At 70.5% G+C, this 24904-nt stretch carries 27 protein-coding genes and 3 pseudogenes; 10 read left to right on the top strand and 20 right to left on the bottom strand.

The window, feature by feature from the left end:
• Nucleotides 1-51: 51 nt before the first annotated feature.
• The 3 genes from MA879_RS05555 to MA879_RS05545 all read right to left on the bottom strand — a co-directional run bounded on the left by MA879_RS05555 (nucleotide 52) and on the right by MA879_RS05545 (nucleotide 2913).
• A complete protein-coding gene (locus MA879_RS05555) occupies nucleotides 52-1407 on the bottom strand; it encodes a DNA recombination protein RmuC (RefSeq protein WP_248124054.1) in 1356 nt (451 codons plus the stop codon).
• Between the two features lie 74 nt (nucleotides 1408-1481).
• Nucleotides 1482-1928 (bottom strand): hypothetical protein, encoded by a 447-nt coding sequence (locus tag MA879_RS05550; protein WP_248124053.1) that lies wholly within the window; start codon nucleotides 1926-1928, stop codon nucleotides 1482-1484.
• Between the two features lie 121 nt (nucleotides 1929-2049).
• The gene (locus tag MA879_RS05545) at nucleotides 2050-2913 is read right to left on the bottom strand and encodes a GNAT family N-acetyltransferase (protein ID WP_248124052.1); all 864 of its coding nucleotides are present in this window, start codon (nucleotides 2911-2913) and stop codon (nucleotides 2050-2052) included.
• A gap of 104 nt (nucleotides 2914-3017) precedes the next feature.
• Here MA879_RS05545 and MA879_RS05540 point away from each other — a divergent pair, with 104 nt between their 5' ends.
• From MA879_RS05540 to ychF, 3 genes are all read left to right on the top strand, one after another.
• On the top strand, nucleotides 3018-3551 hold the full coding sequence (locus MA879_RS05540; protein WP_248124051.1) for an O-acetyl-ADP-ribose deacetylase: 534 nt from the start codon (nucleotides 3018-3020) through the stop codon (nucleotides 3549-3551).
• Nucleotides 3552-3646: 95 nt separating this feature from the next.
• Nucleotides 3647-4117: an Hsp20/alpha crystallin family protein gene (locus tag MA879_RS05535; protein ID WP_248124050.1), complete on the top strand. Its 471-nt coding sequence runs from the start codon at nucleotides 3647-3649 to the stop codon at nucleotides 4115-4117.
• A gap of 83 nt (nucleotides 4118-4200) precedes the next feature.
• Nucleotides 4201-5286 carry a redox-regulated ATPase YchF gene (gene ychF / locus MA879_RS05530; protein WP_248124049.1) on the top strand — a complete coding sequence of 362 codons (1086 nt, stop codon included), beginning with the start codon at nucleotides 4201-4203 and terminating at the stop codon, nucleotides 5284-5286.
• A 114-nt stretch (nucleotides 5287-5400) separates the two neighbouring features.
• Here the strand turns inward: ychF and MA879_RS05525 are convergent, their stop codons facing one another.
• On the bottom strand, nucleotides 5401-6549 hold the full coding sequence (locus MA879_RS05525) for a helix-turn-helix domain-containing protein (protein WP_248124048.1): 1149 nt from the start codon (nucleotides 6547-6549) through the stop codon (nucleotides 5401-5403).
• 236 nt (nucleotides 6550-6785) lie between these two features.
• Between MA879_RS05525 and MA879_RS05520 the strand changes: the two genes are divergently transcribed.
• Complete coding sequence (locus tag MA879_RS05520) at nucleotides 6786-7346, top strand: hypothetical protein (RefSeq protein ID WP_248124047.1); 561 nt, start codon at nucleotides 6786-6788, stop codon at nucleotides 7344-7346.
• Here the strand turns inward: MA879_RS05520 and MA879_RS12650 are convergent.
• Nucleotides 7288-7617, bottom strand: a complete 330-nt coding sequence (locus MA879_RS12650) for a helix-turn-helix domain-containing protein (protein WP_418001221.1) — start codon at nucleotides 7615-7617, stop codon at nucleotides 7288-7290. The two genes, MA879_RS05520 and MA879_RS12650, sit on opposite strands and share 59 nt — an antisense overlap.
• Before the next feature lie 754 nt (nucleotides 7618-8371).
• Between MA879_RS12650 and MA879_RS12645 the strand changes: the two are divergent.
• Nucleotides 8372-8491: pseudogene (locus MA879_RS12645) on the top strand (transposase); the annotation flags it as partial.
• A gap of 14 nt (nucleotides 8492-8505) precedes the next feature.
• Here the strand turns inward: MA879_RS12645 and MA879_RS05515 are convergent.
• The 4 genes and pseudogenes from MA879_RS05515 to MA879_RS05500 all read right to left on the bottom strand — a co-directional run.
• Nucleotides 8506-8922 (bottom strand): annotated as a pseudogene (locus MA879_RS05515) (SCO1664 family protein); the annotation flags it as partial.
• 1 nt (nucleotide 8923) lies between these two features.
• Nucleotides 8924-10078: a glycerate kinase family protein gene (locus MA879_RS05510; protein ID WP_248124046.1), complete on the bottom strand. Its 1155-nt coding sequence runs from the start codon at nucleotides 10076-10078 to the stop codon at nucleotides 8924-8926.
• Between the two features lie 29 nt (nucleotides 10079-10107).
• Entirely contained in the window at nucleotides 10108-11511 is a 1404-nt protein-coding gene (locus tag MA879_RS05505; protein WP_248124045.1) for a GntP family permease, read from the bottom strand.
• A 493-nt stretch (nucleotides 11512-12004) separates the two neighbouring features.
• The gene (locus MA879_RS05500) at nucleotides 12005-12367 is read right to left on the bottom strand and encodes a C40 family peptidase (protein ID WP_248124044.1); all 363 of its coding nucleotides are present in this window, start codon (nucleotides 12365-12367) and stop codon (nucleotides 12005-12007) included.
• Nucleotides 12368-12846: 479 nt separating this feature from the next.
• Between MA879_RS05500 and MA879_RS05495 the strand changes: the two genes are divergently transcribed.
• The gene (locus MA879_RS05495; protein ID WP_248124043.1) at nucleotides 12847-13257 is read left to right on the top strand and encodes a four-helix bundle copper-binding protein; all 411 of its coding nucleotides are present in this window, start codon (nucleotides 12847-12849) and stop codon (nucleotides 13255-13257) included.
• 174 nt (nucleotides 13258-13431) lie between these two features.
• Here MA879_RS05495 and MA879_RS05490 read toward each other — a convergent pair whose 3' ends face one another.
• The 4 genes and pseudogenes from MA879_RS05490 to MA879_RS12635 all read right to left on the bottom strand — a co-directional run bounded on the left by MA879_RS05490 (nucleotide 13432) and on the right by MA879_RS12635 (nucleotide 15852).
• Nucleotides 13432-14553: an L-dopachrome tautomerase-related protein gene (locus MA879_RS05490; protein WP_036334589.1), complete on the bottom strand. Its 1122-nt coding sequence runs from the start codon at nucleotides 14551-14553 to the stop codon at nucleotides 13432-13434.
• A 218-nt stretch (nucleotides 14554-14771) separates the two neighbouring features.
• Nucleotides 14772-15149: pseudogene (locus tag MA879_RS05485) on the bottom strand (NAD(P)/FAD-dependent oxidoreductase); the annotation flags it as partial.
• The gene (locus MA879_RS12640; protein WP_418001220.1) at nucleotides 15136-15540 is read right to left on the bottom strand and encodes a transposase; all 405 of its coding nucleotides are present in this window, start codon (nucleotides 15538-15540) and stop codon (nucleotides 15136-15138) included. The gene MA879_RS12640 and the pseudogene MA879_RS05485, both read right to left, overlap by 14 nt.
• A 57-nt stretch (nucleotides 15541-15597) precedes the next feature.
• On the bottom strand, nucleotides 15598-15852 hold the full coding sequence (locus MA879_RS12635; RefSeq protein ID WP_418001219.1) for a transposase: 255 nt from the start codon (nucleotides 15850-15852) through the stop codon (nucleotides 15598-15600).
• Nucleotides 15853-16178: 326 nt separating this feature from the next.
• Between MA879_RS12635 and MA879_RS05475 the strand changes: the two genes are divergently transcribed.
• Genes MA879_RS05475 through MA879_RS05465 form a run of 3 tightly spaced genes read left to right on the top strand, consistent with a single transcriptional unit; the run spans nucleotide 16179 to nucleotide 17262 of the window.
• On the top strand, nucleotides 16179-16439 hold the full coding sequence (locus MA879_RS05475; protein WP_002855277.1) for a type II toxin-antitoxin system Phd/YefM family antitoxin: 261 nt from the start codon (nucleotides 16179-16181) through the stop codon (nucleotides 16437-16439).
• Nucleotides 16440-16694, top strand: a complete 255-nt coding sequence (locus tag MA879_RS05470; protein ID WP_248124042.1) for a Txe/YoeB family addiction module toxin — start codon at nucleotides 16440-16442, stop codon at nucleotides 16692-16694.
• A 1-nt stretch (nucleotide 16695) separates the two neighbouring features.
• Complete coding sequence (locus MA879_RS05465) at nucleotides 16696-17262, top strand: mismatch-specific DNA-glycosylase (RefSeq protein ID WP_115166014.1); 567 nt, start codon at nucleotides 16696-16698, stop codon at nucleotides 17260-17262.
• 43 nt (nucleotides 17263-17305) lie between these two features.
• On the opposite strand, the gene MA879_RS05460 is transcribed toward MA879_RS05465, so the two are convergent.
• The 7 genes from MA879_RS05460 to MA879_RS05430 are packed head-to-tail and all read right to left on the bottom strand — an operon-like array spanning nucleotide 17306 to nucleotide 23014.
• A complete protein-coding gene (locus MA879_RS05460; protein WP_248124041.1) occupies nucleotides 17306-18088 on the bottom strand; it encodes an SCO1664 family protein in 783 nt (260 codons plus the stop codon).
• Nucleotides 18088-18630 carry a DUF3090 domain-containing protein gene (locus tag MA879_RS05455; protein ID WP_248124040.1) on the bottom strand — a complete coding sequence of 181 codons (543 nt, stop codon included), beginning with the start codon at nucleotides 18628-18630 and terminating at the stop codon, nucleotides 18088-18090. The genes MA879_RS05460 and MA879_RS05455 overlap by 1 nt, the downstream gene beginning before the upstream one ends.
• On the bottom strand, nucleotides 18627-19352 hold the full coding sequence (locus MA879_RS05450; protein WP_248124039.1) for a histidine phosphatase family protein: 726 nt from the start codon (nucleotides 19350-19352) through the stop codon (nucleotides 18627-18629). Before MA879_RS05450 ends, MA879_RS05455 begins: the two co-directional genes overlap by 4 nt.
• A gap of 30 nt (nucleotides 19353-19382) precedes the next feature.
• Nucleotides 19383-19772: a hypothetical protein gene (locus tag MA879_RS05445; protein ID WP_248124038.1), complete on the bottom strand. Its 390-nt coding sequence runs from the start codon at nucleotides 19770-19772 to the stop codon at nucleotides 19383-19385.
• Nucleotides 19769-21175 carry a Dyp-type peroxidase gene (locus tag MA879_RS05440; protein WP_248124037.1) on the bottom strand — a complete coding sequence of 469 codons (1407 nt, stop codon included), beginning with the start codon at nucleotides 21173-21175 and terminating at the stop codon, nucleotides 19769-19771. The genes MA879_RS05445 and MA879_RS05440 overlap by 4 nt, the downstream gene beginning before the upstream one ends.
• Before the next feature lies 1 nt (nucleotide 21176).
• On the bottom strand, nucleotides 21177-21872 hold the full coding sequence (locus MA879_RS05435; RefSeq protein WP_002855262.1) for a hypothetical protein: 696 nt from the start codon (nucleotides 21870-21872) through the stop codon (nucleotides 21177-21179).
• Between the two features lie 53 nt (nucleotides 21873-21925).
• A complete protein-coding gene (locus MA879_RS05430; RefSeq protein ID WP_248124036.1) occupies nucleotides 21926-23014 on the bottom strand; it encodes a catalase family protein in 1089 nt (362 codons plus the stop codon).
• 210 nt (nucleotides 23015-23224) lie between these two features.
• Here MA879_RS05430 and MA879_RS05425 point away from each other — a divergent pair, with 210 nt between their 5' ends.
• Entirely contained in the window at nucleotides 23225-24877 is a 1653-nt protein-coding gene (locus MA879_RS05425; protein WP_248124035.1) for an ABC-F family ATP-binding cassette domain-containing protein, read from the top strand.
• Nucleotides 24878-24904 lie beyond the last annotated feature (27 nt).

Here is a 24904-nt window from a genome sequence, read left to right as displayed (position 1 = left end):
GGCCCGGCCACCTCACGGAGGTGGCCGGGCCGGCGTCATGGTGGGCCGGGCTCAGGCCGAGCGCCGGTCCATGTCCCAGGCCGCGTCCTCGGTCCACTCGTCCTCCCAGTCCAGCGCCGTCTGCCCGGGGAGCTGGTCGGGCGTCGTCGGGGCGGCGGGAGCCCCCGGCGTCACGGGGGCCGAGGCGGACGCCGGGGTGGTCCTCTTTACCGGCTCCGCCACGAGCTCGGCCGCGGTCAGCGCGCGCGGGGCGGCCTCCACGGTGCGGATGTCCGCGAGGGCGGGCAGGCCGGGATCGGCGTCCTTGAGCTTGCGGGCGGCCGGGAGCACACGGGACTCCACGTTGCCCACGAGCTTGTTGTAGCCGTCCACGGCCGAGCGCAGGGATCCGCCCATGCGGTCCAGATGGCCCCCGAGGGTGCCGAGACGCTCGTACAGCTCCCGGGCGCTGCTGACGATGAACTGGGCGTTCTCCGCCAGCTGCTCCTGCCGCCATGCGTAGGCCACGGACTTCAGCGCGGTGAGCAGGGAGACAGGGGCCACGAGCGCCACGTTCTTGGAGAAGGCGTGGTCCAGCAGCTCGCCGTCCGCGTCCAGGGCGGCGGCCAGGAGGGACTCGGCGGGCAGGAAGCACAGCACCAGCTCGGGGGAGCGGTCCAGCGCGGACCAGTAGGCCTTGGACGACAGCGCATCCACGTGGCGGCGCACGGCGGCGGCGTGCTGCCGGGCCAGCGCGGCGCGGCGCCGGGCGGCCTCCTCACCGGGCTCGTCCGCGAGGGCCTCCGCGGCCAGGGCGTCCCCGATGGGGGCCTTGGCGTCCACCGCGAGGGTCTTGCCGCCGGGCAGGGACACCACGAGGTCCGGGCGCAGTCGCTCGCCCTCCTGCCCCGAGAGCGTGGCCTGCTCGGAGAAGTCCACGTGGTGCACCATGCCCGCGGCCTCCACCACACGGCGCAGCTGCGCCTCGCCCCAGTGGCCGCGCGCGCTCGTGGACTTGAGCGTGGCCATGAGGGAGGCGGTCTGGTTGAGCAGGTCGCGGTCGTTTTCCGCGGCGGTGCGCAGCTGCTCGCCCAGGCGGCCGAACTGCGCGGCCCGGTCCCGCTCCAGCACACCCACCTGCTCCTGCAGGGTGCTGAGCTGCCGGCCCAACGGGGCCAGGGTCTCCAGCACGCGGGACTCGTTGTCCGCCCGCCGGGCGTCCTCCGCCCGCTGCTGGGTCAGGGCGCGGGCCTCGGCGCGGGCGCCTGCCAGCTCCTCGCGCACGTGCCCGTGCTCGGCGCGCAGGGCGTCCAGCTCAGCGCGTGTGGCCGCGTCCCCGCCGCCGCGGCGCCACATGAGCCCGGCGCCCAGCAGGGCGCCCACCACGAGGCCGAGGGCCAGGGCGATCACGAGGGTCAGTGCATCCATGCCGACCACTGTGGCAGGGGAGCGGACGCGTTAAGGGCGCGCCGCGCCGTCGTCGTGCTGCGGGGAGGCCGCGGTCAGTCCCGGACCTGGCCGAAGAGGGGGTTGTGGCCGTTGGCCACGAGGATCGGCTCGCCCTCGATGCGGCCGGTCACGTCCGTGCCGGGGATGCCCGGGACGTACCGGAACACGAGGCGGGTGGACGTCACGGCGGCCGCGTCGAACGCCTCCACCACCACGGCCGGGCGCGGGCCCTGCGGGGTCTGGATCTCGCCGTCGAACACGGCGACGGCGCGCTCGGGCGTCGGCTGGATGTCCGCCGCCGCGGCGGCGGCCTGCTCCGGGACCAGCTCAGGCAGGGTCCACATGCCCTGCCGGCCCTCGTGGGTCACGGCCAGCACGGTGGGCTCGAACACGGGCTGGCGGGTGAGGGTGTCGAAGACGTGCTCCACGGCCAGCGTGACGAGCGGGAGGATCTCGTGGGTCGGCGGGGTGACGTCGGCGGGGGTCTGGTGCGTGCTCACCCGCCCGACGCTACCGCGCGCGGTCCGGGGCAGAGCCAGCCGCAGAGGACTCGAGTGTTGGGGTGCGCCGGTGTCCGACGTCGGAAGGGTGTCCAGCCCAACACTCGCGTGGCGGGGGGCGTCAGGACCGCCGGTCCCATGCGCGGGTCTGGCCGACTCGCTCGAAGCCCAGCCGCTCGTGCAGGGCGACGGCGGCGGTCTGGGTCGAATCACAGGTCAGGCGCACGCGGTCCCCGGGCAGGGCGTCGGCGAACGCGCGCACCAGCCGGGACCCGGCGCCGGTGCGCCGGCCCTCCGGGGCCACGGCCACGAAGTCCAGATAGGCGTCCGACTCGTCCGGCCGGCCGGCGACGTACCCCGCCAGCCCGCCGCCGGCGTCGTCGAAGAGGACGAGCACGGTGTACTCGGAGTCCAGGTCCAGCAGCTGCCGCGCGGTGGCGTAGGTGTCGGGGAAGGCGGCCGCGTGCAGGGCGGTGAGGGCGGGCAGGTCATCGGGCGCGGCCGGGCGGACGGCCGGGTCGGGGCGGGCGAGCGCGGCGCGGTCGGCGGCGAACTGGATGGTCACGGAGTCGGGCGTCCACCCCTCGGCCTCCGCGAGCGCGGCCAGGCGCGTGTTCGCCAGGGCGGCGAACACCTGGTGGCGGCCCACCGGCGCCTGCTCGACGACGGCGGCCAGCAGGGCGGGCGCGTCCCGATCCCACGTCTCGGGCGTGGTCCACGGGCCGTACACCCACGCCCGGCCGACCATCTCCTCCTCCCACTCCACGAGTGCGGCGCCCGTGACGGCGCCGCCCGCATCCCGGAGGACGCGCACGGTGCGGGTCCACGGCTGGTCGAGCTCGTCGAGGTCGGTCTCGAGGCCCTCCTCTCGCATGCCCACGTACGCGCAGGCCGTGGCGGGGTCCGCCTGCTGGGCGGCGATGAACGCGAGGACGGCGTCCCGGTCCTCGGGGACAATCGGCTGGGGCGTGGGCGCGGTGCTCATGCGGCCGAGTATGGCAGAGGCTGTGCCCCCGCCACTGCGGAGAACGGGCCGGTGCGCCGTCCGCCCCTGTCACAGCCGGCTTCCCCGGGCCTAGCCTGGCGGGCATGAAGCTCACCATCGCCCCCGGGGACATCACGCAGACGCGCGCGGACGCGATCGTCAACGCCGCCAACTCCACGCTGCTCGGCGGCGGGGGAGTGGACGGCGCCATCCACCGCCGCGGCGGCAAGGCCATCCTCGCCGAGTGCAAGGAGCTCCGTGCCGGCAAGTACAAGGACGGGTTGCCGCAGGGCCAGGCCGTCGCCACCACGGCAGGGGACCTGCCCGCCCGCTGGGTCATCCACACGGTCGGCCCGGTCTGGGCCAAGACCAAGGACAAGTCGGAGATCCTCGCCTCCTGCTACCGCGAGTCCCTGCGGGTGGCGCACGGGCTCGGCGCAGCCACGGTCGCCTTCCCGGCCATCTCCGCGGGCGTCTACGGCTGGCCGATGGACGACGCGGCGCGCATCGCCGTCGAGACCTGCTACGCGATGGCGGAGGAGGTCGGCGACGTCGTCCAGGAAGCGATCTTCGTGCCCTTCGGTGAGCGGGCCGAAAGTGCGTTCCGCGCTGCGCTCGTCGAAATTGAGCGGCACTGACTCACGTTCTTGGAATACACTGGGGACCGGCCGCGTTGCACCGGTCAGATGGCCGTCCGGCACGTGGGCGGCCGCCGATCCGAAGGAGAACCACCATGGCCCGTACCCCCGTCGACCCGTTCCGTGAGATGGAGCGCCTGATGAACGGCATCACCCGCGCCGCCGGCACCACCTCCATGCCTCTGAACCTCTACCGCGAGGGCGACGTCTTCACCGCGGAGATCGAGCTGCCGGGCGTGGATCCGTCCTCGATCGACGTGGACGTGGAGGAGCGCACCCTCACCGTGCGCGCCGAGCGCCGTGAGCAGACCGCCAAGGAGGGCCGCCAGTGGCTCACCCGCGAGCGCGCCGCCGGCACCTTCGCTCGCCAGCTGACCCTCGGCCAGGGCCTGGCGCTGGACAAGATCGCGGCCGACTACCGCGACGGCGTCCTCGTGCTGTCCATCCCGGTGGCCGAGCAGGCCAAGCCCCGCAAGATCCAGGTGAACGTGGGCGCCTCCGCCACCGACACCGTGGCGGGCCAGGAGGTCACCCAGCCCGAGCAGGGCGAGGTCAGCCAGTCCTGATCTGACCCACGACGACGGCGCTGCACCTCCGCCTGGAGGTGCAGCGCCGTTCGCGCGCCCGGACGCCCCGGTAGAGTGGCGGAGTGGCTTTGACTATCGGATTCGTGGGGCTGCCCAATGTGGGCAAGTCGACCCTCTTCAACGCGCTCACCCGTCAGACCGTGCTCGCGGCGAACTACCCGTTCGCGACGATCGAGCCGAACGTGGGCGTGGTGAACCTGCCGGACGGGCGGCTGCCCCAGCTGGCCGAGATCTTCGGCTCCGAGCGCATCCTGCCGGCGACGGTGTCCTTCGTGGACATCGCCGGCATCGTGAAGGGCGCCTCCGAGGGGGAGGGCCTGGGCAATCAGTTCCTGGCGAACATCCGCGAGGCCCACGCGATCGCCCAGGTGGTGCGCGCGTTCGACGACGGCGACGTCGTCCACGTGGACGGCACGGTGGACCCGGCCTCGGACATGGAGACCATCAACACCGAGCTGATCATCGCGGACATGCAGACCGTGGAGAAGGCGATCCCGCGCGTCGAGAAGGAGGTCAAGGGCAAGAAGAAGGAGCCCGCGGACCTCGAGGCGCTCAAGGCCGCGCTCGCGGTGCTGGAGCGGGGCGAGACGATCTTCGCGGCGAAGGACAAGGACAAGCTGGACATGGACCGGCTGCGCGAGCTGAGCCTGCTCACCGCCAAGCCGTTCATCTACGTGTTCAACTCGGACGAGGGTGTGCTGGGGGACGAGGCCAAGCAGCAGGAGCTGCGCGATCTGGTGGCCCCCGCCGACGCCGTGTTCCTGGACGCCAAGCTCGAGTCCGACCTCGTGGAGCTCTCCGAGGAGGAGGCCGCCGAGATGCTGGAGATGGCCGGGCAGGACGAGTCCGGGCTGGACCAGCTGGCCCGCGTCGGCTTCTCCACCCTCGGCCTGCAGACGTACCTGACGGCCGGGCCGAAGGAGACGCGCGCGTGGACCATCCCGGTCGGCGCGACGGCGCCCGAGGCCGCCGGCGTGATCCACACCGACTTTCAGCGCGGCTTCATCAAGGCGGAGATCGTGAGTTTCGACGATCTGATCGCTGCCGGGTCCATGGCCGATGCCAAGGCTGCCGGCAAGGTGCGCATGGAGGGCAAGGACTATGTGATGAAGGACGGCGACGTGGTCGAATTCCGCTTCAACGTCTAGCAGTGTCAGGCGCCCTCCCGTACCGAAGGAGGGGACACGTCGATCCTCCTATCCGATGTGGTGAACCCCAGCATGCTCCTGCATCGGCGCCGGATGTGTCCTACGCCACGCCGTTCAGGGCGCCTGCCATGCATTGCGCACGGACATGGCGGTGAGCAGCACGAGCAGCTCGGCGCGCACCCGCGGGTCCTCCAGGTCGTAGGCCAACCCGTCCTTGATCCGTTTGATCCGATGGCTCACGGTCTGCGGGTGCACGTCCAGCGACGTGGCGATGCCCGGGCGATGGCCCCACTGGAGCAGCCACTCGTGCAGCGTCGAGGCCAGCACGTCGGGGTGGTCCTCCGCCTCGAAGTCGAACTCCCCCAAGTGCTTGCGCTGCAGCGCGGTGATCACTGCCGGGTCCGCACTCATCGCCAGCTCGAGGAGGACATCGTCGGCGAAGGTGATCCCCTCGGCCGACGAGTCGAGCAGCTCCGTGCGTGTCGCCAGCGCCAGCGAGCCGGGCAGCTCGTCCAAGGGCACGGCCGGGCCGACCACGCAGGTGTGACCGACGAGCAGCGACTGCAGGGAGCTGGACTGCTTCCCGTCCGCCACGGGATGGATGAGGACCACGTCGCTGGCCCGGTCGTAGTAGGCGACCTTGACGTCGGCACGCCGGCGGATCTGCGGCCCGGAGTCCGCGGAGGTGAGGATGGCGCAGACCTTGGTGCTCGGCTGCCACCCGACCTCGGCGACCAGGTCGCTCGGGTCGCCCCGACCGTACATCAGCACGCTGGCCAGTCGCCGCAGCGCCTCGTCCTCGTCGCCGTCGTCCAGGTCGGCCAGGTCGTGTCCACGCTGCGACGCAGACACGACGGCCTCCCCGACGGTCATCACCCGGCTCAGCAGCCCGATGACACTCTCACTGTCGTCGTCCTGGCGGTCGGCCCCGAGGATGGCCCGGTGGACCTGCGCCTGACAGCGGGCGACGGCGATCCGCAGCCCCGAGACCAACAGATCGACGTCGACTCCCCCGCGGGCACATTCTCTCCCGAGCCGCTCGAAGATGCTGCCCCGCGCGGCGACGCGGTCGATGTCGTTGGTGACGACGCAGTCGAGGAACTCCATGAGGACCTCACCGACATCCACCGGCCAGTGCCGCTCGATCGCCACCGGCGGGACCCCGAGCTCGGTGGCGACCTCCGTCACGAGTCGTTGAGTCAGGCGCGTCTTCTCCTCCGCGTACGCCGCCAAGACGTGGCGGCCCAGCGCCTTCATCGGCATTCGGACTCCCCTGGTTCTCGCGATCCACCTGGCCTCCACCCCGCCATGGTGTTCCGCTCGCTGGCATGATCATGAACAGTATTTGTCCAAAGTAGCGAGCCTTGGCGTCGAGTGACAATGCGTCACCGGAACTTGTCACATCAGGCCATGGCGCGCCCGGGTCTCGCGCGTTTATGATGACTTATGGAATCCGTATGGTGGGGTGCCACCCATCCGATTGCCTGCAGGAGAATCTCATGACCAGTCCCTCTGCCGTCTCCCGCCGAACCGTCACCAAGGGCGTCGCTTGGTCGGCCCCGGCCGTCGCCCTGGCCGTCTCGGCCCCCACCGCCGCCGCGTCGCCGAAGCCGAACGAGTGCTACGTCTTCGACATGTGGGCCTCCAACGGCCGCCAGCCGATCAACAACAACCGCGACCAGATCAGCGGTACGGTTCGGTACTCGCCGAACAACTACCAGGACTGCATCGCGGACAAGAACCAGCCCTACCCCTACGACATCGTCATCACGGTCACCCTCGACCCGTCGGTGTACACGGGGGCCTTCAAGAACAGCGGCCCGGGGACCGCGACGGGGTCCGGCAACGTGGTCACGATCACCCTCCCCTTCGCGGGGACCCGACCGGGCAGCAGCGTCCAGTGGAGCCTCCGCGCCACGACCCTCTCCGGTGTCACCAGGGAGCAGGCGCAGTACAAGGCGTCGGTCCAGGCGGTCAGCTACCCCGAGGCCAAGTGGGTCATCATCGAGCCGCGCGACGAGTGGATGAGCAACCGCACCCCGCTCTCCTACGACTACTGACCAACTCACACCGCGGACCGGGGAGGTCCCCGGGGTGGTCACTCTCCTGACATGGAGAGCACAAGAGGGGTCGCCGATCAGGCGGCCCCTCGGCCGTGAGCAGCACGAGCAGCTCGGCCCTGACGACGGCGTCCTCAAGATCGTCGGCGAGCAGGTCACGTAATCGGTGCAGACGACCGCTCATGGTCTGCGGGTGAACCGTGAGGGCCTGGGCGATCCCCGGCCGGTTGCCCCACTGGAGCAACCACTGGCGGAGCGTCTCGACGAGCACCGCGCGCTGGTCCTCGGCAGCCGGTCGAGCTCTCCGAAGTACTTGCGCCGCAGGGCCCGCAGGCGACCGGGTCGGCCACGCAGACGAACTCGAGCAGGGAGTCGTCGACGAAGGTCGGCCCCGAGTGGGCGACGGCCCGAAGGGCGCTGAGCCGCTGCCCCATCGCGAGGGAGTCGGGAAACTCGGTGATCGGCACGGCAGGCCCGACGATGCAGTCGACGTCGGCCATGAGCGGGCGAAGGGTGGTGGCCAGTGCGTCCGCAGCGACCGGCAGCCCGAGGACGGCCTCGGGGTCGAGGTGCTGGGGAGCGAGCAGGACCGCTCGGTGGACCTCCGCCTGGGCCAGGCGCGCAGCCACGCGGATGGAGTCGTAGAGTGCCTCTGCCTCGACCCCACCGCGGGCCGACTCCAGCCCGACCCGCTCGACGATCCCACCGCTCGCCCCCCAGCCGCTCCATGTCATCGGTCGCGACACAGACGAGGAACTCGCGGGTGGCCTCGATGACGTCGGCCGGCCACTTGTGGTCGAGCGGTGGCGCCGGCAGGCCAATCTCCTCGGCCACCCGGTCCATGAGCACCGGGGCGAGCGCCGCCAGCCGATCCTCGTTGGCCTCGAGCAGGTGCCGCGCGATCTCATTGGTCGAACCATCCGGCGCCATGCCCGCCTCCCTCTCCGGGTTGTCTCCACAGAGTCGCACCGACTCGGACTGCAGGATCTGTGAGTCGTCAGGCGTCGCGGGGCGCGTCGGTACACATGCCCGCCCCATACCCCAAAGAGTTCCGTGATGACGTCGTCCGCGTCGCACTGAACCGCGAACCTGGCGCCCGGTTGAACCAGATCGCGAAGGACTTCGGCATCAGCGAGTCCTGCCTGACGCCTCAGGCCCGTCAGAACAGCGGCCAGGGCACGGCCGGCGTCAGCCCGCTCGGGGCAGGGAAGATCCCGTCGTCGAGCAACTGGGCACAGCGTTCGGCAAGGGCTTCGACTTCCTCGGCACTGAGCAGCTCCGCCAGCCCCCGCCCCAGCTCACTGTCGAGCCCGTCGAGAACGCGCCCCACGCCGTCGCGCTCCTCCTCGCTCAGCGCCTCACCGAGCCAGCCCCACAGCACGGTGCGCAGCTTGTCCTCCACATGGAAGGTCAGCCCGTGGTCCACGCCGTACCGGTGACCACCGGGCATGGCGAGGATGTGGGCGCCCTTGCGGTCGGCGTTGTTGACGATCGCGTCGAACACCGCCATGTGGCGCAAGGCCGCCGTGTCCTCGTGGGCCAGGACCAGCCGATTCCCGTCCCCGTCCTCACCCTCCTCACCGTGTGAGGTCGGCGGGGGAGCAGGCCATCACCAGCCGCCCGACGTCGCGGGCGGTCGCGGTCAGGTCCTCTGCCGTACGGCGGATCGCTGTCGCCAGGTCCTGGGGCCCGCGGCCAATGGGCATGATCGCGGTGATGCCCTCGTCGTAGAGGGTGTCCGCGTCCTGTCCCACGGAGCCGGCGAGGACGATCACCGGGATCGCACGACCGGCTGCGCGCACGGCCTGGGCCACGCCGATCGGCACTTTCCCGGCCAAGGACTGGCCGTCGATGCGCCCCTCCCCGGTGATGACGAGGTCAGCGCTCTTCACGAGGTGGTGGAAACCCGCCGTCTCGAGGACGACGTCGATACCCGGCTTCAAGGTGGCCCCGATGAAGGCGTGCAGGCCACCGGCGAGACCCCCTGCCGCTCCCGAACCGGGGAGCGCATCGATCGCGACCCCGAGGTCTCGCTCGACGAGGCCCGCGAGATGGGCCAGTCCGGTGTCCAGGCTCGCCACTGATGCAGGATCCGCCCCCTTCTGGGGGCCGAACACGTGGGCTGCACCCTGCGATCCCGTGAGGGGGTTGCTGATGTCGCACATCACCTCCACGTCGACGTCGCGGAGCCGGTCTCGTGCCGGGGTGGGGTCGATCCGCGCAATCCGGGTGAGGGTGTCGCCGGTCGGGACGAACCTCTCACCCGCGGCATCGAGGAACCGGACGCCGAGGGCCGCGGCAGCGCCCGTGCCGCCGTCCGTCGTGGCGCTCCCGCCGGCCCCGACGATGACTCTGCGCGCGCCGGCGGACACCGCGTCGAGGATCTGCTCGCCGACCCCGAACGTCGTGGCCCGTCCCGTGTCCTCGCGTCCGGAGGCGAGCGGGAGCCCGGCACATGAGGCTGTCTCCACCACCGCCACGTCCGGGTCGATCAGTCCGTAGTGGACGGGCACGCGTTCGCCGTAGAACACCCCGCAGACGGTCGCGGATCGCAAGGCGCCCCCTGCGGCGGCCACGAAGGCCTCGACGGTGCCCTCCCCGCCGTCGGCGATGGGCACCACGAGCACCTCGGCGTCGGTGACCGACGCCAGACCCGTCGCGATCGCGGAGCCCGCCTCCCGCGACGACAGGGCCCCCTTGAACGAGTCTGGGATGACGATGATGCGCTGCACGCGTGGATCTCCTAAGTCAGGTGACGGGGTCAGACGAGGACGAGGCCGAGGAGCCAGATGAACACGATGGAGGTGAGTCCCATCAGGAGCGTGACCATCGTCTGGGTGCGGTAACCCTGCGAGGGCGTCATGCCGCTGAAGTTGGTGACCACCCAGAAGTACGAGTCGTTGGCGTGGGAGACGGTCATGGCGCCGGCCGCAATGGCCATGACCACGAGCGCGCTGGCCACCGGGGTCTCGAAGCCCAGTGCGGGCATCATGGGGAAGACCATGGCCGACGTGGTCGTGAGTGCCACTGTGGAGGAGCCCTGCGCGGTCTTCAGAACGGCGGAGACAAGGAAGGGGAAGAACAGTCCGATGACCGACAACTGCGCAGCGTTGCTCTCGATGAAGGTGACGAGGTCGGTGGCGGCGATGACGCGCCCCAGCACACCGCCGGCCGCCGTGATGAACAGAATGGGGCCGACGACCCGGAGGGTCTCCTCCGTCAGGTCGTAGAACGTCTCGCCACGGCGCACGCTGAAGAGCACGCCGACTGCGCAGAGGGTGCCGACGGCGAGCGCGATCATCGGCGTGCCGAGGAATCGGGCGAAGTCACCCGCGGGGCCGGTCCACTTCAGGACGGATGCGAGCGAGCCGAGAGCCATCAGCAGGATGGGGACGATGATGGGCGCGAAGGACGCAGCGGTCCCAGGCATCCGCCCGTAGGACCGGCGGAGCGCGTCGTAAGCTGCCTCCAGCTCATCCGCGTCCTCCGTGCCGGTCTCCTCAGGGGAGCTCACCCGCTTGCCGATGTAGAGGGCGTACAGGTACGCGACGAGGAGTGCGGGGATCGAGACGAGGACGCCGAGGCCGATCACCAACAGAAGGTGGTCACCGATGCCGAGGTTCTGGGCGGCTGCGATGGGCCCCGGGGTCGGCGGGATGAAGACGTGCGAGGTGTACAGACCAGCCGCCAGGGCCACGGTCATCGCCACGGCTGACGCCCCGGTGCGACGGGCCAGGGCCTTGCGGATGGGGTTGAGAATGACGAAGCCGGAGTCGCAGAACACGGGGATGGAGACCACCCAGCCCATGAGCTGCATGGCCAGGACGGGGTAGCGCTTGCCGACGAGCCGCACGAGCGCATCGGCGATCCTGAAGGCACCGCCGGTGCGCTCCAGGATGAGACCGATGAGCGTGCCCAGGATGATGACGATGCCGATCGAGGTGAAGATCCCGGAGAATCCCTCGCCGATCACGTCGGCGATGCCCTTGACGGGCGCTTCCCCTTCGGCTCCGGTCGACTTCACCAGCGGGATCCCACCGATGATCCCCAAGGCGAAGGCGACGGCCATGATCGAGAGGAAGGGGTGGATCTTCCATCTGGAGATCATGACGATCATCAGGGCGACGGCGAGGATGAAGACGAGCAGAAACGGTATTCCAGTCATCGGAAGTCCTTTGTGCGGCAGGGGATTCCAGCCAGACTAGGGCGTGTCTCCCTTATGCGCGTAGCCAGGTGAAGATGGCGCAGAGGGTGACGGCGGCGCGGTAGGTGATCGCTAGCTTGTCGTAACGAGTGGCCAAGCCGCGCCATTGCTTGGCGAGGGCATGTCCCGAGCCACCCTCTACCGACGCATCCGCGCCATACCTGCTGCGAATTAGCGCTCTTGGCGCTGCCCCATCGTCTGCAAGCGACAACAGGGGAGGGGGGAGCCATCCAGACTTGTGTCATATGACGTCCCATCACCGGGAGGACCACGGGACGGGGCCGACGGGACGCGGCCCAAGGCATGTCAACGTTCGTCCACGTGAGCTGCTGGCGTGTCCGGTGGGGTTCGGTCGGCGGGACAGCGGGGTGGGCACGGTGGCTGAGGTCTCCTGAGATCGAACGGCCCCGAGGCTTTCGTCTTGCGGGGCCGTCCCGGGGTGGTGGCGTGCCGTTCAGTAGCGGGCGGCGGTGCCCATCATGTTCCAGGGGCTGTAGTCGACAGCGGTCACGGCCACGCCCATTTGCGGGTTGCGGGCGTGGGCGATCTGGCCGTCGCCGATGTACATGGCCACGTGGTAGATCCCGGAGGCCGAGCCGTTGTTGGACCAGAAGACCAGGTCACCGACCTGGAGGTCGTCCAGGGAGACGTATTGGCTAGTGGCCGCATACTGGGACTTGGAGTTCAGAGGCAGCTCAATGTCGGCCTGCGCGAACGCGTTCTGAATGAAGCCGGAGCAGTCGTAGCCGGTCGGGCCATTTCCACCCCAGACGTAACCGACGCCCGGATCGGCAGCCTTGGCCGTAGCCCACTGCACGGCCGCCCCCAACCAGTACTACTGGAGGAAGCGGTGGAGTAAGAGGCCCACTGGATATCCTGGGCCGGCTCACTGCTGGTCGCGGACGAGTGCGTGTGAACCCTGGAAGAGCGGGACGTCTCGGCGGCGGTACCGCCCTCCCACGGCCTCCTAATTCGGCGTCGATCAAGTTATAACTTAGTCGAAATGGTCCGTGACCAGAACGTTATGCAACAATGCGGATTCGTGATCTGGTCGCAACTTGCCGGAGTGCCAAGTTCCGAGCCGATTCAGGGTTGACCCGGGCCTGGAAAGGCCGTCATTTCGGGCCTAGCCGCCCGCTCGAACGGCTCGGGCGGAGCCCGTGGCCGGCTGGGATCTTCACGGAATCTTCAAAGTTGAGCCCTTTTTCCGGGCCGGGCGGGGGTCTATGGTCGGTTGCATGGCGGGCCGGTTCCGGCCGGTTCGTTTTCCGAACCGCACCGATGAAGGAGTAAGCCATGACCCATCACGTGAGCTCGATGCTGGAGACCTACCCGAAAGACTTGGGGGACATCGACCGGCAGAAGCTGGCCGAGTGCATCGAGGCCTGTTTCGAGTGCGCTCAGACCTGTACGGCCTGCGCGGACGCGTGCCTGGCCGAGGACATGGTCGCAGAACTGAAGCAGTGCATCCGGTTCAATTTGGATTGCGCCGACATCTGCGCCACCACCGGGGCGGTGCTGTCCAGGCAGACCGGCAACAACGTCGAGACCACTCGTGCCCTGCTGGAGGCCTGCCGGACCGCCTGCAAGACGTGCGGGGACGAGTGCGCCTCCCACGCTGAAATGCACGAGCACTGCAAGATCTGCGCTGAGGCTTGCCGGCGCTGCGAGCGAGCCTGCGCCGAGTTGCTCGCCTCCCTGGGCTGAGCGCAGTCCAGGCCCATGCCGTAATGCCGGTCAGGGCCAGCAGGCGTGGAACATGTGCTGCTGTCCCTGACTGGCCCGGCGGTACAAGAACATCCCCGCAGGAGGAGAACTCGACGTGTCAAAGACAGGGCGCTTCACTTGTGCATGGCTGCATTCAGTTCCGTCCCGCTGTGGTCAGCGCAGCAGGACGGGTCGGGCGTCGATGCGGGTGCGGAAGAGGGTGTAGGGCTTGACCCGTTCATCCTGCCCCTGCCGGTAGTCGGCCTGGCGGTGGAGCTGGTTCGCGGTGATGTAGAGGTAGCCGTCGGCCGCGACCGAGAGCGTGTCCGGCCACAGCAACCGAGGGTCGCTGACCACGGTCTCCCACGCCCCGACGGTGTCGACCCGACGCCGCAGCACCGCGTTGTGCTCGTAGTTCGTCGCATACACGTTGCCCTGTGCGTCGGACTCCAGGCCGTCGCCGGCCCCGCCCTTGTCGCCTTCATCACGCACGGTCGCGGCCACCGCCGCCTCATCCAGGGCTCGGTCCACCAGCGCGTCGGTAGCCACACTGTAGAGCCGCCGGGATGCCAGCGGGCAGTAGTAGAGGCGGGCGCCGTCGGCGCCGATGGCGATTCCGTCCGCGCCCATCGCGATCGCCGGCGCCACGGTCCCGTCCTCCTGGCGGGCGACCATCGGGCGGCCCTCGACAACCGGCACGAAGTCTGTGAGCGGCTCGGCCTTCGTGGAGGGGTGCTCGTGCAGCCGCCGCCAGCTCTGACCGGTGGCCAGGTCCACCACCACCAGCGCGTTGGGTCCCTGGTCGGAGGAGTCGGTGAGGTAGGCGACGCCCTCGGCTCCGCGGCGCAGGTCGAAGCGCACGTCGTTGAGGTAGCTGGTGGGCAACGCGACATCCTGGGGGAACAGGATGGTCTTGACCACTGTGTCGCTGGTCAGGTCGACGCAGACGAGCTTGGGCCCGCCGTAGGTCGTGGGCTTGAATAGCGGGCTTCCGGTGTCCAGGATCCACAGCCGGTCGGCAGGGTCCACCACCACGCTCTGCACCGAGACCAGGGTGTTCGCCAGGTCGTCGGAATCGGTGCGATTGATGGCCTCGTTCGGGTAGGCCACCGCCTCGCCGTCGCGAATTTCGGCCACCGTGAAGGCGACGTCATCGCCCCACTTCGGGTAATTGACGAAGATCCGCCCCCGGTGCGAGACCGTGACGCCGGTGAGCATGGGGCCGTGGAAATGGGCCACCTCCTCCAGCTCGCCCACCGGCTGCTCCGCGGGCAGGCTTTCCGATCGATTCTCCATCACATCGCTCCTGTCGGTCGGGCTCGTGCTCGAAACGGTACACCGGGTTTCCGGCCGCCGGGGCGGGAGCCTTCGGGCAGGACCAGTTCTGTCCGGCAGTCCCAGTGGGTTGCGGTATGCGGTGCCCAGGACCCCGGTGCATGGAGAGCCCCCGTCCAAGTCACGTAAGGGGAGTGGTGCGCCGGTCAGCTGGTCCGGGCCACGGCGCTGAGCAGGGTGACCGCGACCGCGTCGATCTCGTGCGCTTCCACGCCGCCGACCTGGTTGAGCACCCGCAGCCGCGCCAGGACGCTGTCTCCGATCGCCAGGACACCGTCTGATGAGACCAGCTCGACGTCGAAGTGTTCGGCCCACTCATCCCAGACGCCGCGGCTTTCGCGCGCGAAAGCAACGAGTCGCGGGTCGTCGTGGGCATGTCGGAAGATCCGCGACTCGCCTCCGGACTGACCCGTCCCGGGCAGACCAGCCTCGTACAAGCGCACCGGCACGCCCTGCTCCCGCAGCGCGTACGCCGTCGACAGACCAACGATCCCACCCCCGATCACTGCTACCTCGGGTGAACGCGTCGTGGCAACGCCGTCGTCAGTTCCTGTCATCGCGGTTCCTCGATCTGTTGGTGATTCGGCGGCGGCGCAGCTCGTTGCGAATCACTCCGGTGGCATAGGCCCGGTCGGCGATCACCGCCTCCGGGCGGCCTCGGGCGGCGCCGGCGCCGAGTCGGGGAATCTGGATTTCGGCCAGCACCTGCGCCAGCACGGCCCCGTCGTTGCGCTGCCCGCCGGTGACGATCGCGGCCAGCGGCCGGCCGCGGCCATCGACGGCGTGGTGAATCTTGGTCGTCAGCCCGCCGCGGGAACGCCCGATGCCGTGCCCGGGCGGCTCAACCTCATCCAGCGGCAGTTTCTTGTGATTCGCCCCGGCCTCCTGTGTCCTGGTCCGGACGAGTGGTGTTCGTGGCGTGCTGATGGGCCCGGGCGATGGTCGCATCGACCGAGACGGCCCAGTCAATCATCCCGGCCGCATCGGCCTCGGCCAGCACCTGGGTCAGCACCCGATCCCAGGTCCCATCCGCGGCGTAGCGGCGGTGGCGCTTCCACACCGTCTGCCAGGGCCCGAACTGCTCCCGGGCAGATCCCGCCACGGGACCCCGGTCCGATACCGGTAGGCGATGCCCTCCACCACCCTGCGGTGCTCCCCGAAGGGATGCCCACGCCGGCCCTGATTCGAGGGCAGCAACGGCTCGATCCGCTCCCACTGCTCATCCGTGAATACCTGATACCGCGACCCTGTCGACCTCACCCGACCAGCCTGCCGCGAGCCTCACCACCGATAAGGGAGACACGCCCTAGGGCAGATGGGACTTCAACGGGGATGTTGTGGCGAACAGGGTTCGGCCGTCTCGATGGCCCTCAGGACAACAGAACGGCCCGCGGGGGCCTGCGTCAGGAGAGCGGATGCGGACATCTCCGGGAAGCCCAAGGCGCTCCTGGGAGAGCAGGGGACGCCGTCGCCGCGCCCACGGACCACGAGGGCAAGGAGATCTGCATCCCGCACGGCACCCCCCGAGTTCGACAGCCCCAACTGGTACCATAAGCAAGTACCACATCGCACCCGAGGAGGCCAGCATGTCCATCAGCGCCAGTGAAGCCCGCAAGACCCTGTTCCCGCTCATCGAGCGAGTGAATGCGGACCGCGACGCCGTCGAGATCGTCTCCCGCAAGGGCAACGCCGTCCTCATGCCCGCGGACGAGTACGCCGCCTGGCAGGAGACCGCCTACCTGTTCCGCTCCCCGGCCAACGCCCGACGGCTGCTGGACGCCTACGAGCGAGCCCGCGCAGGGAGCGTTGAGGAGCACGCCCTGGATCGCCTGGACGGAGACGCCTGAGTGCGCCTCGTGTGGGACCGCTCCGCCTGGGAGGACTACACGCACTGGCAGACCACGGACCGCAAGGTCCTCACACGGATCAACACCCTCATCGACGCCGCCCTGCGTGATCCCTTCGAGGGGATCGGCAAGCCCGAGCAGCTGAAGTACGGCGCGGCCGGGGCATGGTCCCGGCGCATCACGGAGGAGCACAGGCTCGTCTACCTCGTCGACGGCGAGGACCTGATCATCCTCCAGGCGAGGTATCACTACTGACATGCGCTTCACCCAGGCCGAGCTCCAACAGTTCCGCGACCGCACCGTCCCCGACCTGCTGCCGGACCCGCTGCGGCTGCTGTTCATCGGCATCAACCCCGGCCTGTGGACCGCCGCCACCGGTGCGCACTTCGCCCGCCGCGGCAACCGCTTCTACCCGGCCCTGTACCGCGCAGGGCTCACCCGACACCTGATCGACGCCTCCGACGGCTACAAGGCCGAGGACCTCGCCGAGCTGCACGCCCGCGGCATCGGGATCTCCAACCTCGTCCCGCGTGCCTCCGCCCGCGCCGACGAGCTCACCGCGGAGGAGCTCGCCGCCGCCCCCGCCCGCCTGGACGCGCTCGTGGCAGCGCATGCGCCGGCCGTCGTCGCCGTGTTGGGGGTGACGGCCTACCGGCAGGCGTTCGGACGCCCGAAGGCGGCGCTGGGGGAGCAGGAGACGCCGTGGCCGGGCACGCGGCTGTTCGTGGCGCCGAACCCCAGCGGGCTCAACGCCCACGCCACCGTGGACTCGCTCGCCGCGGACTACCGCGCGGCCGGTGCCGCGGCGGGGCTCGTGGACTGAGTGCGCCCGCCGTCCCTGCGGACGCGCTGACGCCTCGGGCCCGTCAGAAGAGCGGCCAGGGCACGGCCGGCGTCAGGCCGCTCGGGGCAGGGAAGATCCCGTCGTCGAGCAACCGGGCACAGCGTTCGGCAAGGGCTTCGACTTCCTCAGCACCCAGCAGCTCCGCCAGCCCCTGCCCCAGCTCTCCGTCGAGCCCGTCGAGAACTCGGGCGACGCCGTCGCGCTCCTCCTCGCTCAGCGCCTCGCCCAGCCAGCCCCACAGCACGGTGCGCAGCTTGTCCTGCACATGGAAGGTCAGCCCGTGGTCCACGCCGTACCGGTGACCGCCGGGCATGGCGAGGATGTGGGCGCCCTTGCGGTCGGCGTTGTTGACGAGCACGTCGAAGACCGCCATGCGGCGCAACGCCGCCGAGTCCTCATGGGCCAGGACCAGCCGATTCCCGTCCGCGTCCTCGCCCTCCAGGATCGTGAGCCACCCCGAGGCCAGCACCTCGTCCGCCGGCAACAGGTCCACGGCGTCCTGCTCAGGATCCTGCTCCTGCCAGAGCTGCACCATGCCCTCGCCGAAGGGGCCGTCACGCAGCCAGGTGCGCGGCACGACGTCCCACCCCAGCGCTTCGGACACCAGGTGCGCGGCCACCTCCCGGCGGGCCAGGGTCCCGGCGGGGAAGTCCCAGAGCGGGGCCTCGCCCGCCACCGGCTTGTAGACCACCGGGGTGTCACCGACCGCTCCGAGGAACGTGGCGTTGGACGCCGTCGTGATGCGGCCGGTGAGCGTCAACTCCCCGGACATCAGCTCGCCGGCGGGCGCGTCCGCGGCGCTCATCAGGAGTCGGGGAGAGTGCAGTCGTGGCCGTCGGGGTCGATGGGCTGGCCGCAGTCCGAGCAGATCGGACGTCCGGCGTCCACGACCTCCCGGGTGCGACGGGCGAACGCCCGGGCAGCGCCGACGGGCATCCGCACGCGCACGGCCTCGGCGTCCGCCTCGAGTGCCGGGTCGGCGTCGTCGTCGGTCAGTGGGTGGGCGTCGATGAGCACCTGCGCGGTGGTGGGGTCCCAGCCCAGGCCGATGGCCCCCACCCGGAACCACTCCTGCACGGGGTCCAGCGGATCGTTGTCCACGAGTTCCACGGGCGTGCTGGCCGGGACGCTGTGCGGGTTGCCGTCCAGTGCCATCAGATCGTCGAGGATCTCGTCGATCATCTCCGCCATCAGGGCCGACTGCTGCTTCTCCAGCGCCAGGCTCACCAGCCGGGGCCCGGTGCGCACCTGCAGGTAGAACGTGCGGGCGCCGGGACGCCCGAGCGTCCCGATCACGACGCGATCCGGCCAGTCGAACTCATGGGCGGGGGCAGGTGCATCAGTCATGCCACGATCCTAGGCGTCTGCTCGTCCACCGCGCCGGGGCCGGTGCCCGCGCCGCCGCCCACCGGGGCGTCGTCGGACGGGCCGAGGGTCGCCAGCCAGGACAGGTCCCCGGCGTCGGTGTTCATCGCCCAGACCCGCGGGCGGCTCGGCCCGTAGCTCACGATGGACACGGAGGCGGGCCCCACCTCGATCCGCTGGAACAGATCCAGGTGCGTGCCGAGCGCGTCGGCCAGGATCGACTTGATGACGTCCCCGTGGCTCACCGCCACCCACACCGCCCCGGGCCCGTATTCGGCCTCGACCGCGGCGTCGTGCCGGCGGATCGCCGCCACCGCGCGGGCCTGCATGCCCGCCATGGACTCCCCGCCGGGGAAGACGACGGCGGACGGCTGGGTCTGCACCGTCGCCCACAGGGGCTCGGTGGCCAGGTCGCTGAGCGCGCGCCCCTGCCACTGGCCGTAGTCGCACTCGGTGAGGTCGTCGTCGACCAGCGAGCGCACCGTCCCCGACTGGCGATCGAGGAGGGCGCGGGCCGTCTGCGCGCACCGCTCCAGGGGGCTGGCCACCACCGCGGCCACGGGCACGGCCGCGATCCGGTCCCCGGTGCGGGCCGCCTGCTCCCGTCCGTGATCGTCCAGGCTGACCCCGGGGGTGCGGCCCGCCAGCAGTCCGGTCGCGTTGGCCGTGGTGCGGCCGTGCCGCACGAGAAGTACCGTCGCCATCACTCCAGCCTACTGGCGCGGCGGAGGGCCTCAGCGGGACGGGTCACGGGGCAGGGGAGTCCACCGCAGGGTGAGGCCCCTGACGGCGGCCAGCGCCGCGTGGGCGTCGTCGGCGGCGTCCTCCAGCCCGTCCGCCACGTCTTCACCGGCCGAGGTGAGCAGCAGGATCGCGTGGTCGTCCGCGTCGGGCTGCTCGCCCGGGTCGGCGCGCCAGCCGCCCCTGCCCCGCACGCCGTCCTCGTCCCCGGGCAGGGAGTTCAGCCACGCGACGGCGGCCCGGGCCGCCCCGGGGCCGACGACGTCCAGCCGCAGGGTCGCGGGGGAGCCGTCGTTGCCCGGTGGGGTGCCCCACAGCCAGTCCAGGTCCACCTGCCACGGCTGGGCGCCCGCGGGGCCGCCCGGGGACGGAGGCTGCATCATGCCTCGGCGCCCGACTGGTCCGAGGTCCAGCCCCCCTCACCGATCCACCGCAGGGCGCTGAGCGAGGGCATGAAGAGGTACTCGCCTCCGGCCATCCGGTTGAAGGTGGTGATGCCGTCGATGCGCTTGCGGGCCGGCTCGGCGGGGATGGTGAACCGTCCCTGCGTCGGGTCGTCCTCGTGCAGACCGACGATCGGATCCCGCTCGGAGCCGAGGTCGACGAAGTTGCCTCCGTTGATCCACTCCTGCTGCATGAACTCGATCGTGTCGAAGGCCCGGGCGCTGATGAAGATGAAGTAGATCCCGCGGTCCTCCTTCGCGTCGTCGGCCGAAGTCACCTCCGGCGACCACCCGGGACCGTAGGTCGAGGAGCGCCGGATGATCCGCTTGATGTTGACGTCCGTCATGATCGACAGGTCGCTGTCGCGCGGGTTGAGGCGGCGCATGTGGCTGGAGTGCGGGCACATCAGGCCCTTCGGGTCGTCCTCGAAGGTGAAGTCGTTGCGCCGCTCCGGGTCGTTGCCCAGCTCCTTGTCGTCGTGGTCCGGGGAGAGCACGAGCGGGGCGCCGCTGCGCCACCGACCGAACATCTTCGCGGCGATCCGGTGCTGCTCCTCCGGATCCGGGCTCTGCGAGGCGAGGTACTCGTTGAAGGCGCCCACCCGGCTGGCGAACTTGCGCAGCACCACGTAGGTCCCGTTGCGGCCCAGCACATCCGGCTGCGGCACGGCCAGCGGGGAGCCGGTCTCGCTGTTCTCGCCCAGGATGAACTCGCCGGCGGAGATGGAGCGCTCCTGGCCCGGCTGCGGCCGCACCCCGCTGCCGGCCACCGTCGGCTGCGAGATGGAGTCCCGGAAGCCGAAGGGGTTCTTGTTGAGCTCGTCGACCCCGAACCGGTGGGTGGCCACCAGGGTCACTCCGGTGGAGTGCTCCAGCACCTCCTTCGCCTGGTCCAGGGCGGCGTCCAGGGCGTCGGCGTCGGCCGCGTAGATCGTCAGCGCGATATGGCAGGCGTCCTGGGTGAACGCCTCGTCCCAGTGCTCCGGGGCATTCGGCCCGGTGTCCATGAGCTGCTGAGCGCGGGCGGCCATCCCCTGCTGGTAGGGCAGCGGGAAGCTGGCCAGGGAGTCCTCGGGCAGCCCGAGGGCGCGCAGGCCGGCATAGCTGATCGCCACGCCGGTCCAGGACTGCAGGTCATCGGCCCAGTCCTGCGCGGAGGTGACGTGCTCGGCCAGGCGGCGGACGAAGTCCCGGCCGCCTTCGGCCTCCTCCACGGTCAACATGGCGTGGGCGCCGACGTAGGGCTCGGGCCGCGACCGCAGCACCAGGCCCTGGATGTCGTCCAGGCGCAGCTCGACGCGCTCCCGCTCGAAACGTTCCTTCAGCTCCTTGAGCACGCCCATCTCAGTAGTCCACCGCCTCGGGGGTGGAGATCGTGTCGGTGAGCTGCTTCAGGGCGGCCGCGGTGTCCTCGTCCAGGTCGGTGCGCCCGGCCATCTGGTCCAGGAAGGTGTTCACCGCGTCCTCGGTGCGCTGCAGTCGGCGCGTGTCCACCACGGTGACCTGCGGGTTCGCCACGAACCACCCGGAGGCGGTGATCTGGTGGTCGGCGATGAAGTCCTTCACGGTCGGGCTGTCGATGCCCGGCCACCCCTCCACGTTCTGGAAGAGGAGGTCCATCAGCTCGGGGATCTTGGTGGCGAAGTCGTTGATGTACGCGTCCCAGTCGCCGTCGTAGGCCGTGGCGAAGAGGATGCGGGTGTTGTCGTCGAAGAAGACGAAGCGCATGTCGTGGAGCGTGGACACGCGCTGGGCGCCGTCCATGTTGCCGCGGGTCAGGTCGAAGATGCGCTGCAGCCGTTCGGCGCCGCCCGGCTTAAGGCGGGCGATCGCGGTCAGCTCCGAGACCTTGCCCGAGCGCATCCCCACGCGGCCGGCGGAGTCGGCGGTGCCGGACAGGTCCGGGTTGTGCTCGCGGATCATCGCCTCGAGGGCGATCTTGGCCAGTGTGGGGGCGTCCTGGGCGACGTCCTCGACGGCGCGTTTGACGGCGTCGAGGCGGCTCTCGTCCTGCAGTCGGGGGTCGGGGCGGTCGTTCATGAGGTCCTCCTTCGAGAATCCTTCGGGGTGAATGGTGAGGGGTGGGGCCGGGATCAGTCCGGGATGTCGTCGAGCGACGACGGCTCGGGGGCCGGGCGGTCGTTGAACTCGTGGCGGAAGCGAGTGGACTGCTCATAGGCGCGCTTGCGGACGCGCATGATGGAGCCCAACGGCTGGTGCTCGACCACGCCGTTCCAGGGGTTGAAGGTGAGGGCGTCGTCACCGTAGACGCGGCGGGGATGGCTGTAGCTCTCCTGCGCCTCGATGCGCAGGGTGGCGACGGGCTGGTGCGGGGCCTCCTCCTCGTCCCACAGGACGGATGCGTCCTCCACCGGCATGCGCTCCGGGTCGGTCGCCAGCTGCGCCCGCAGGACGTACTCTGCGCTCTCACGCGAGAAGAAGTCGGCGACGATCTCGCTGATCGAGGAGAAGTCCTCCACCTTCATGTCCTGACCGGTCAGGGCGCGCACGTTCTCGGACGCCGGGGCCAGCGAGATCTTCGCGACGTGGTCCCCGTAGCGCAGGGCGCCCTGGGTGAAGTACGTCTCGCCGAGGACGTGGGCGTTGTCCCGCCCCAGGCCCTCCAGGGTGGCGCTGGGGGTCCCCCCGACGGTCTCCACCGCACCCCGGACCACGCGCGCGGCGCCCGTCGTCAGGCGCTGCAGCAGCTCGGGGGACTGGGAGTTCTTCTCCAGCAGGCTCAGCATCTCCTTGTAGCGGGCCACGGTGCCGAAGGCGAGCGTCGGGAAGTTCACCATGAGGAAGTCCTGATTGTGGCTGCCCAGATCCGGCAGCAGCCGCTTGCCCTCCACCCCCAGCACCTTCAAGGCCCAGCCCCGCGGGGCGGGAGTGCGGTCGGTGTGGATGTCCCCGGGTGCGGAGGAGAGCCGCGCCACCGCCTCGTAGGTGCCCGGACGGGCGAAGATGCCCTGCGCCAGCTCGGGAGCCAGGCCCTCGTGCACCTCCAGCGTGGCCTTGAGGACGGCGTGGCTTTTGGCGTGGGCGTCGCGGTGGGCGTGCTTGTGCTCTCCCGCCGCGCGGCGCTGTGCCGCGCCCATCTGGGCCAGGATCTCGCGGGTCAGGTCCTCCTCGCGGTCGACCGAATGCTCGATGTCGGGCGTGTACTTCACCGGTTCAGTCATCAGTGCTCTGCCTTCCCTCTCTGGAGCGCCGTGTGCGCCGCGCGGAGCCGCGCACCTGACCCTGGCGACGCTATGACTCTCCCCCTGTCAGGGCAAGGAAGGAAGCGCGCCGCAGATCCGGGAGTCGGGGCCCGGGGGCGGTGCCCCGGGGGATCTGTGACAGTGTGGCGGTGACCCGCCCCAGGGAAGCGCACCCGAGCCAGGAGAAGCATGACCGCCACCCTCGTCGCCTCCGGCCTGGCCGGCGGCCACGGCCATCGCACGCTGTTCGACGCGCTCGACCTCACCGTCGCGCCGGGGGACGTCGTCGGCGTCGTGGGGGCCAACGGCGCGGGCAAGTCCACGCTGCTGCGCATCCTCGGCGGGGACCTGGCCCCGCAGGCCGGCACCGTGTCCCTCGCCCCCTCGGACGCCTTCGTCGGCTGGCTCCCGCAGGAGCACGAGCGCGTGTCGGGGGAGACGGTGGCCGGGTACATCGCCCGCCGCACCGGCTGCGCCGAGGCCACCCGCGAGATGGACGCCTCTGCCGAGGCACTGGCCGACCCGGACGTCACCGACGCCGCCGCGGACCGCTACAACACCGCCCTCACCCGCTGGCTGGCCTCCGGCGCCGCGGACCTGGAGGAGCGCATCCCCGCCGTCCTGGCCGACCTCGGTCTGGACCTCTCCGCCTCCCCGGAACAGGTCCTCATGACCTCCCTCTCCGGTGGGCGGGCCGCCCGCGTCGGCCTCGCCGCGCTGCTGCTCTCCCGCTTCGACGTCGTGCTCCTGGACGAGCCCACCAACGACCTCGACCTCGACGGCCTGACCCGCCTGGAGGCCTTCGTGCAGGAGCTGCGCGGCGGCGTCGTGCTGGTGAGCCACGACCGCGAGTTCCTGGCCCGCTGCGTCACCCGCGTCCTGGAGCTCGACCTCGCCCAGCGCACCAACCGCGTCTACGGCGGCGGCTACGAGGCCTACCTCGAGGAGCGGGCCACCCTGCGCCGCCAGGCCCGGGAGAGGTACGAGGAGTTCGCCGAGCAGAAGCAGGACCTCGTCTCCCGCGCCCGCACCCAGCGGGAGTGGTCCAGTCAGGGCGTGCGCAACGCGATGAAGAAGTCCCCGGACAACGACAAGCTGCGCCGCAAGGCCAACAGTGAGTCGAGCGAGAAGCAGGCCCAGAAGGTCCGGCAGATGGAGAGCCGCATCGCGCGCCTGGAGGAGGTGGAGGAGCCGCGCAAGGAGTGGAGGCTGGAGTTCACCATCGGTGCGGCGCCGCGCTCCAGCTCGGTGGTCGCCACCCTCAACGACGCCGTGTTCCGGCAGGGCGGCTTCACGCTCGGCCCGGTGTCCCTCCAGGTGAACGCGGGGGAGCGGATCGGCATCACCGGGCCCAACGGGGCCGGCAAGTCCACCCTGCTGCGCGGGCTGCTGGGCCGCCAGGCCCCGGACGAGGGCATGGCCGCCCTGGGATCCAGCGTGCAGATCGGGGAGATCGACCAGGCGCGCTCGCTGCTGGCCGGGACCGTCCCGCTCGCCGCGGCCGTCGAGGCGCTCGTGCCCGAGATGGCCTCCGGGGAGGTGCGCACCCTGCTGGCCAAGTTCGGCCTCAGGGCCGACCACGTGAACCGCCCCGTGGACGAGCTCTCGCCCGGCGAGCGCACCCGGGCATCCCTGGCCCTGCTCCAGGCCCGCGGGGTGAACGTCCTCGTGCTCGACGAACCCACCAACCACCTGGATCTGGAGGCCATCGAGCAGCTCGAGCAGGCGCTGGAGACCTATGAGGGCGCCCTGCTGCTCGTCACCCACGACCGCCGCATGCTGGACACCGTCCGCACCGACCGCCGCTGGCAGGTCCAGGACGGGCGGGTGACGGAGCGCTGATGTCCCGGGCGCGGCGGCCGCGGCGTG

The sequence above is a fragment of the Micrococcus lacusdianchii genome, from assembly GCF_023155805.1.
Classification (GTDB): Bacteria; Actinomycetota; Actinomycetes; order Actinomycetales; family Micrococcaceae; genus Micrococcus; species Micrococcus lacusdianchii.
This window is presented reverse-complemented; position numbering and strand designations above follow the sequence as displayed.

Coding starts and splice junctions, on each gene's coding strand:
- MA879_RS05555 (WP_248124054.1), bottom strand. CDS start 1,407: ATGGATGCACTGACCCTCGTGATCGCCCTGGCCCTCGGCCTCGTGGTG.
- MA879_RS05545 (WP_248124052.1), bottom strand. CDS start 2,913: ATGAGCACCGCGCCCACGCCCCAGCCGATTGTCCCCGAGGACCGGGAC.
- MA879_RS05540 (WP_248124051.1), top strand. CDS start 3,018: ATGAAGCTCACCATCGCCCCCGGGGACATCACGCAGACGCGCGCGGAC.
- MA879_RS05535 (WP_248124050.1), top strand. CDS start 3,647: ATGGCCCGTACCCCCGTCGACCCGTTCCGTGAGATGGAGCGCCTGATG.
- MA879_RS05525 (WP_248124048.1), bottom strand. CDS start 6,549: ATGCCGATGAAGGCGCTGGGCCGCCACGTCTTGGCGGCGTACGCGGAG.
- MA879_RS05520 (WP_248124047.1), top strand. CDS start 6,786: ATGACCAGTCCCTCTGCCGTCTCCCGCCGAACCGTCACCAAGGGCGTC.
- MA879_RS05505 (WP_248124045.1), bottom strand. CDS start 11,511: ATGACTGGAATACCGTTTCTGCTCGTCTTCATCCTCGCCGTCGCCCTG.
- MA879_RS05495 (WP_248124043.1), top strand. CDS start 12,847: ATGACCCATCACGTGAGCTCGATGCTGGAGACCTACCCGAAAGACTTG.
- MA879_RS05490 (WP_036334589.1), bottom strand. CDS start 14,553: ATGGAGAATCGATCGGAAAGCCTGCCCGCGGAGCAGCCGGTGGGCGAG.
- MA879_RS12640 (WP_418001220.1), bottom strand. CDS start 15,540: ATGCGACCATCGCCCGGGCCCATCAGCACGCCACGAACACCACTCGTC.
- MA879_RS05475 (WP_002855277.1), top strand. CDS start 16,179: ATGTCCATCAGCGCCAGTGAAGCCCGCAAGACCCTGTTCCCGCTCATC.
- MA879_RS05465 (WP_115166014.1), top strand. CDS start 16,696: ATGCGCTTCACCCAGGCCGAGCTCCAACAGTTCCGCGACCGCACCGTC.
- MA879_RS05460 (WP_248124041.1), bottom strand. CDS start 18,088: ATGAGCGCCGCGGACGCGCCCGCCGGCGAGCTGATGTCCGGGGAGTTG.
- MA879_RS05455 (WP_248124040.1), bottom strand. CDS start 18,630: ATGACTGATGCACCTGCCCCCGCCCATGAGTTCGACTGGCCGGATCGC.
- MA879_RS05450 (WP_248124039.1), bottom strand. CDS start 19,352: ATGGCGACGGTACTTCTCGTGCGGCACGGCCGCACCACGGCCAACGCG.
- MA879_RS05445 (WP_248124038.1), bottom strand. CDS start 19,772: ATGATGCAGCCTCCGTCCCCGGGCGGCCCCGCGGGCGCCCAGCCGTGG.
- MA879_RS05440 (WP_248124037.1), bottom strand. CDS start 21,175: ATGGGCGTGCTCAAGGAGCTGAAGGAACGTTTCGAGCGGGAGCGCGTC.
- MA879_RS05435 (WP_002855262.1), bottom strand. CDS start 21,872: ATGAACGACCGCCCCGACCCCCGACTGCAGGACGAGAGCCGCCTCGAC.
- MA879_RS05430 (WP_248124036.1), bottom strand. CDS start 23,014: ATGACTGAACCGGTGAAGTACACGCCCGACATCGAGCATTCGGTCGAC.
- MA879_RS05425 (WP_248124035.1), top strand. CDS start 23,225: ATGACCGCCACCCTCGTCGCCTCCGGCCTGGCCGGCGGCCACGGCCAT.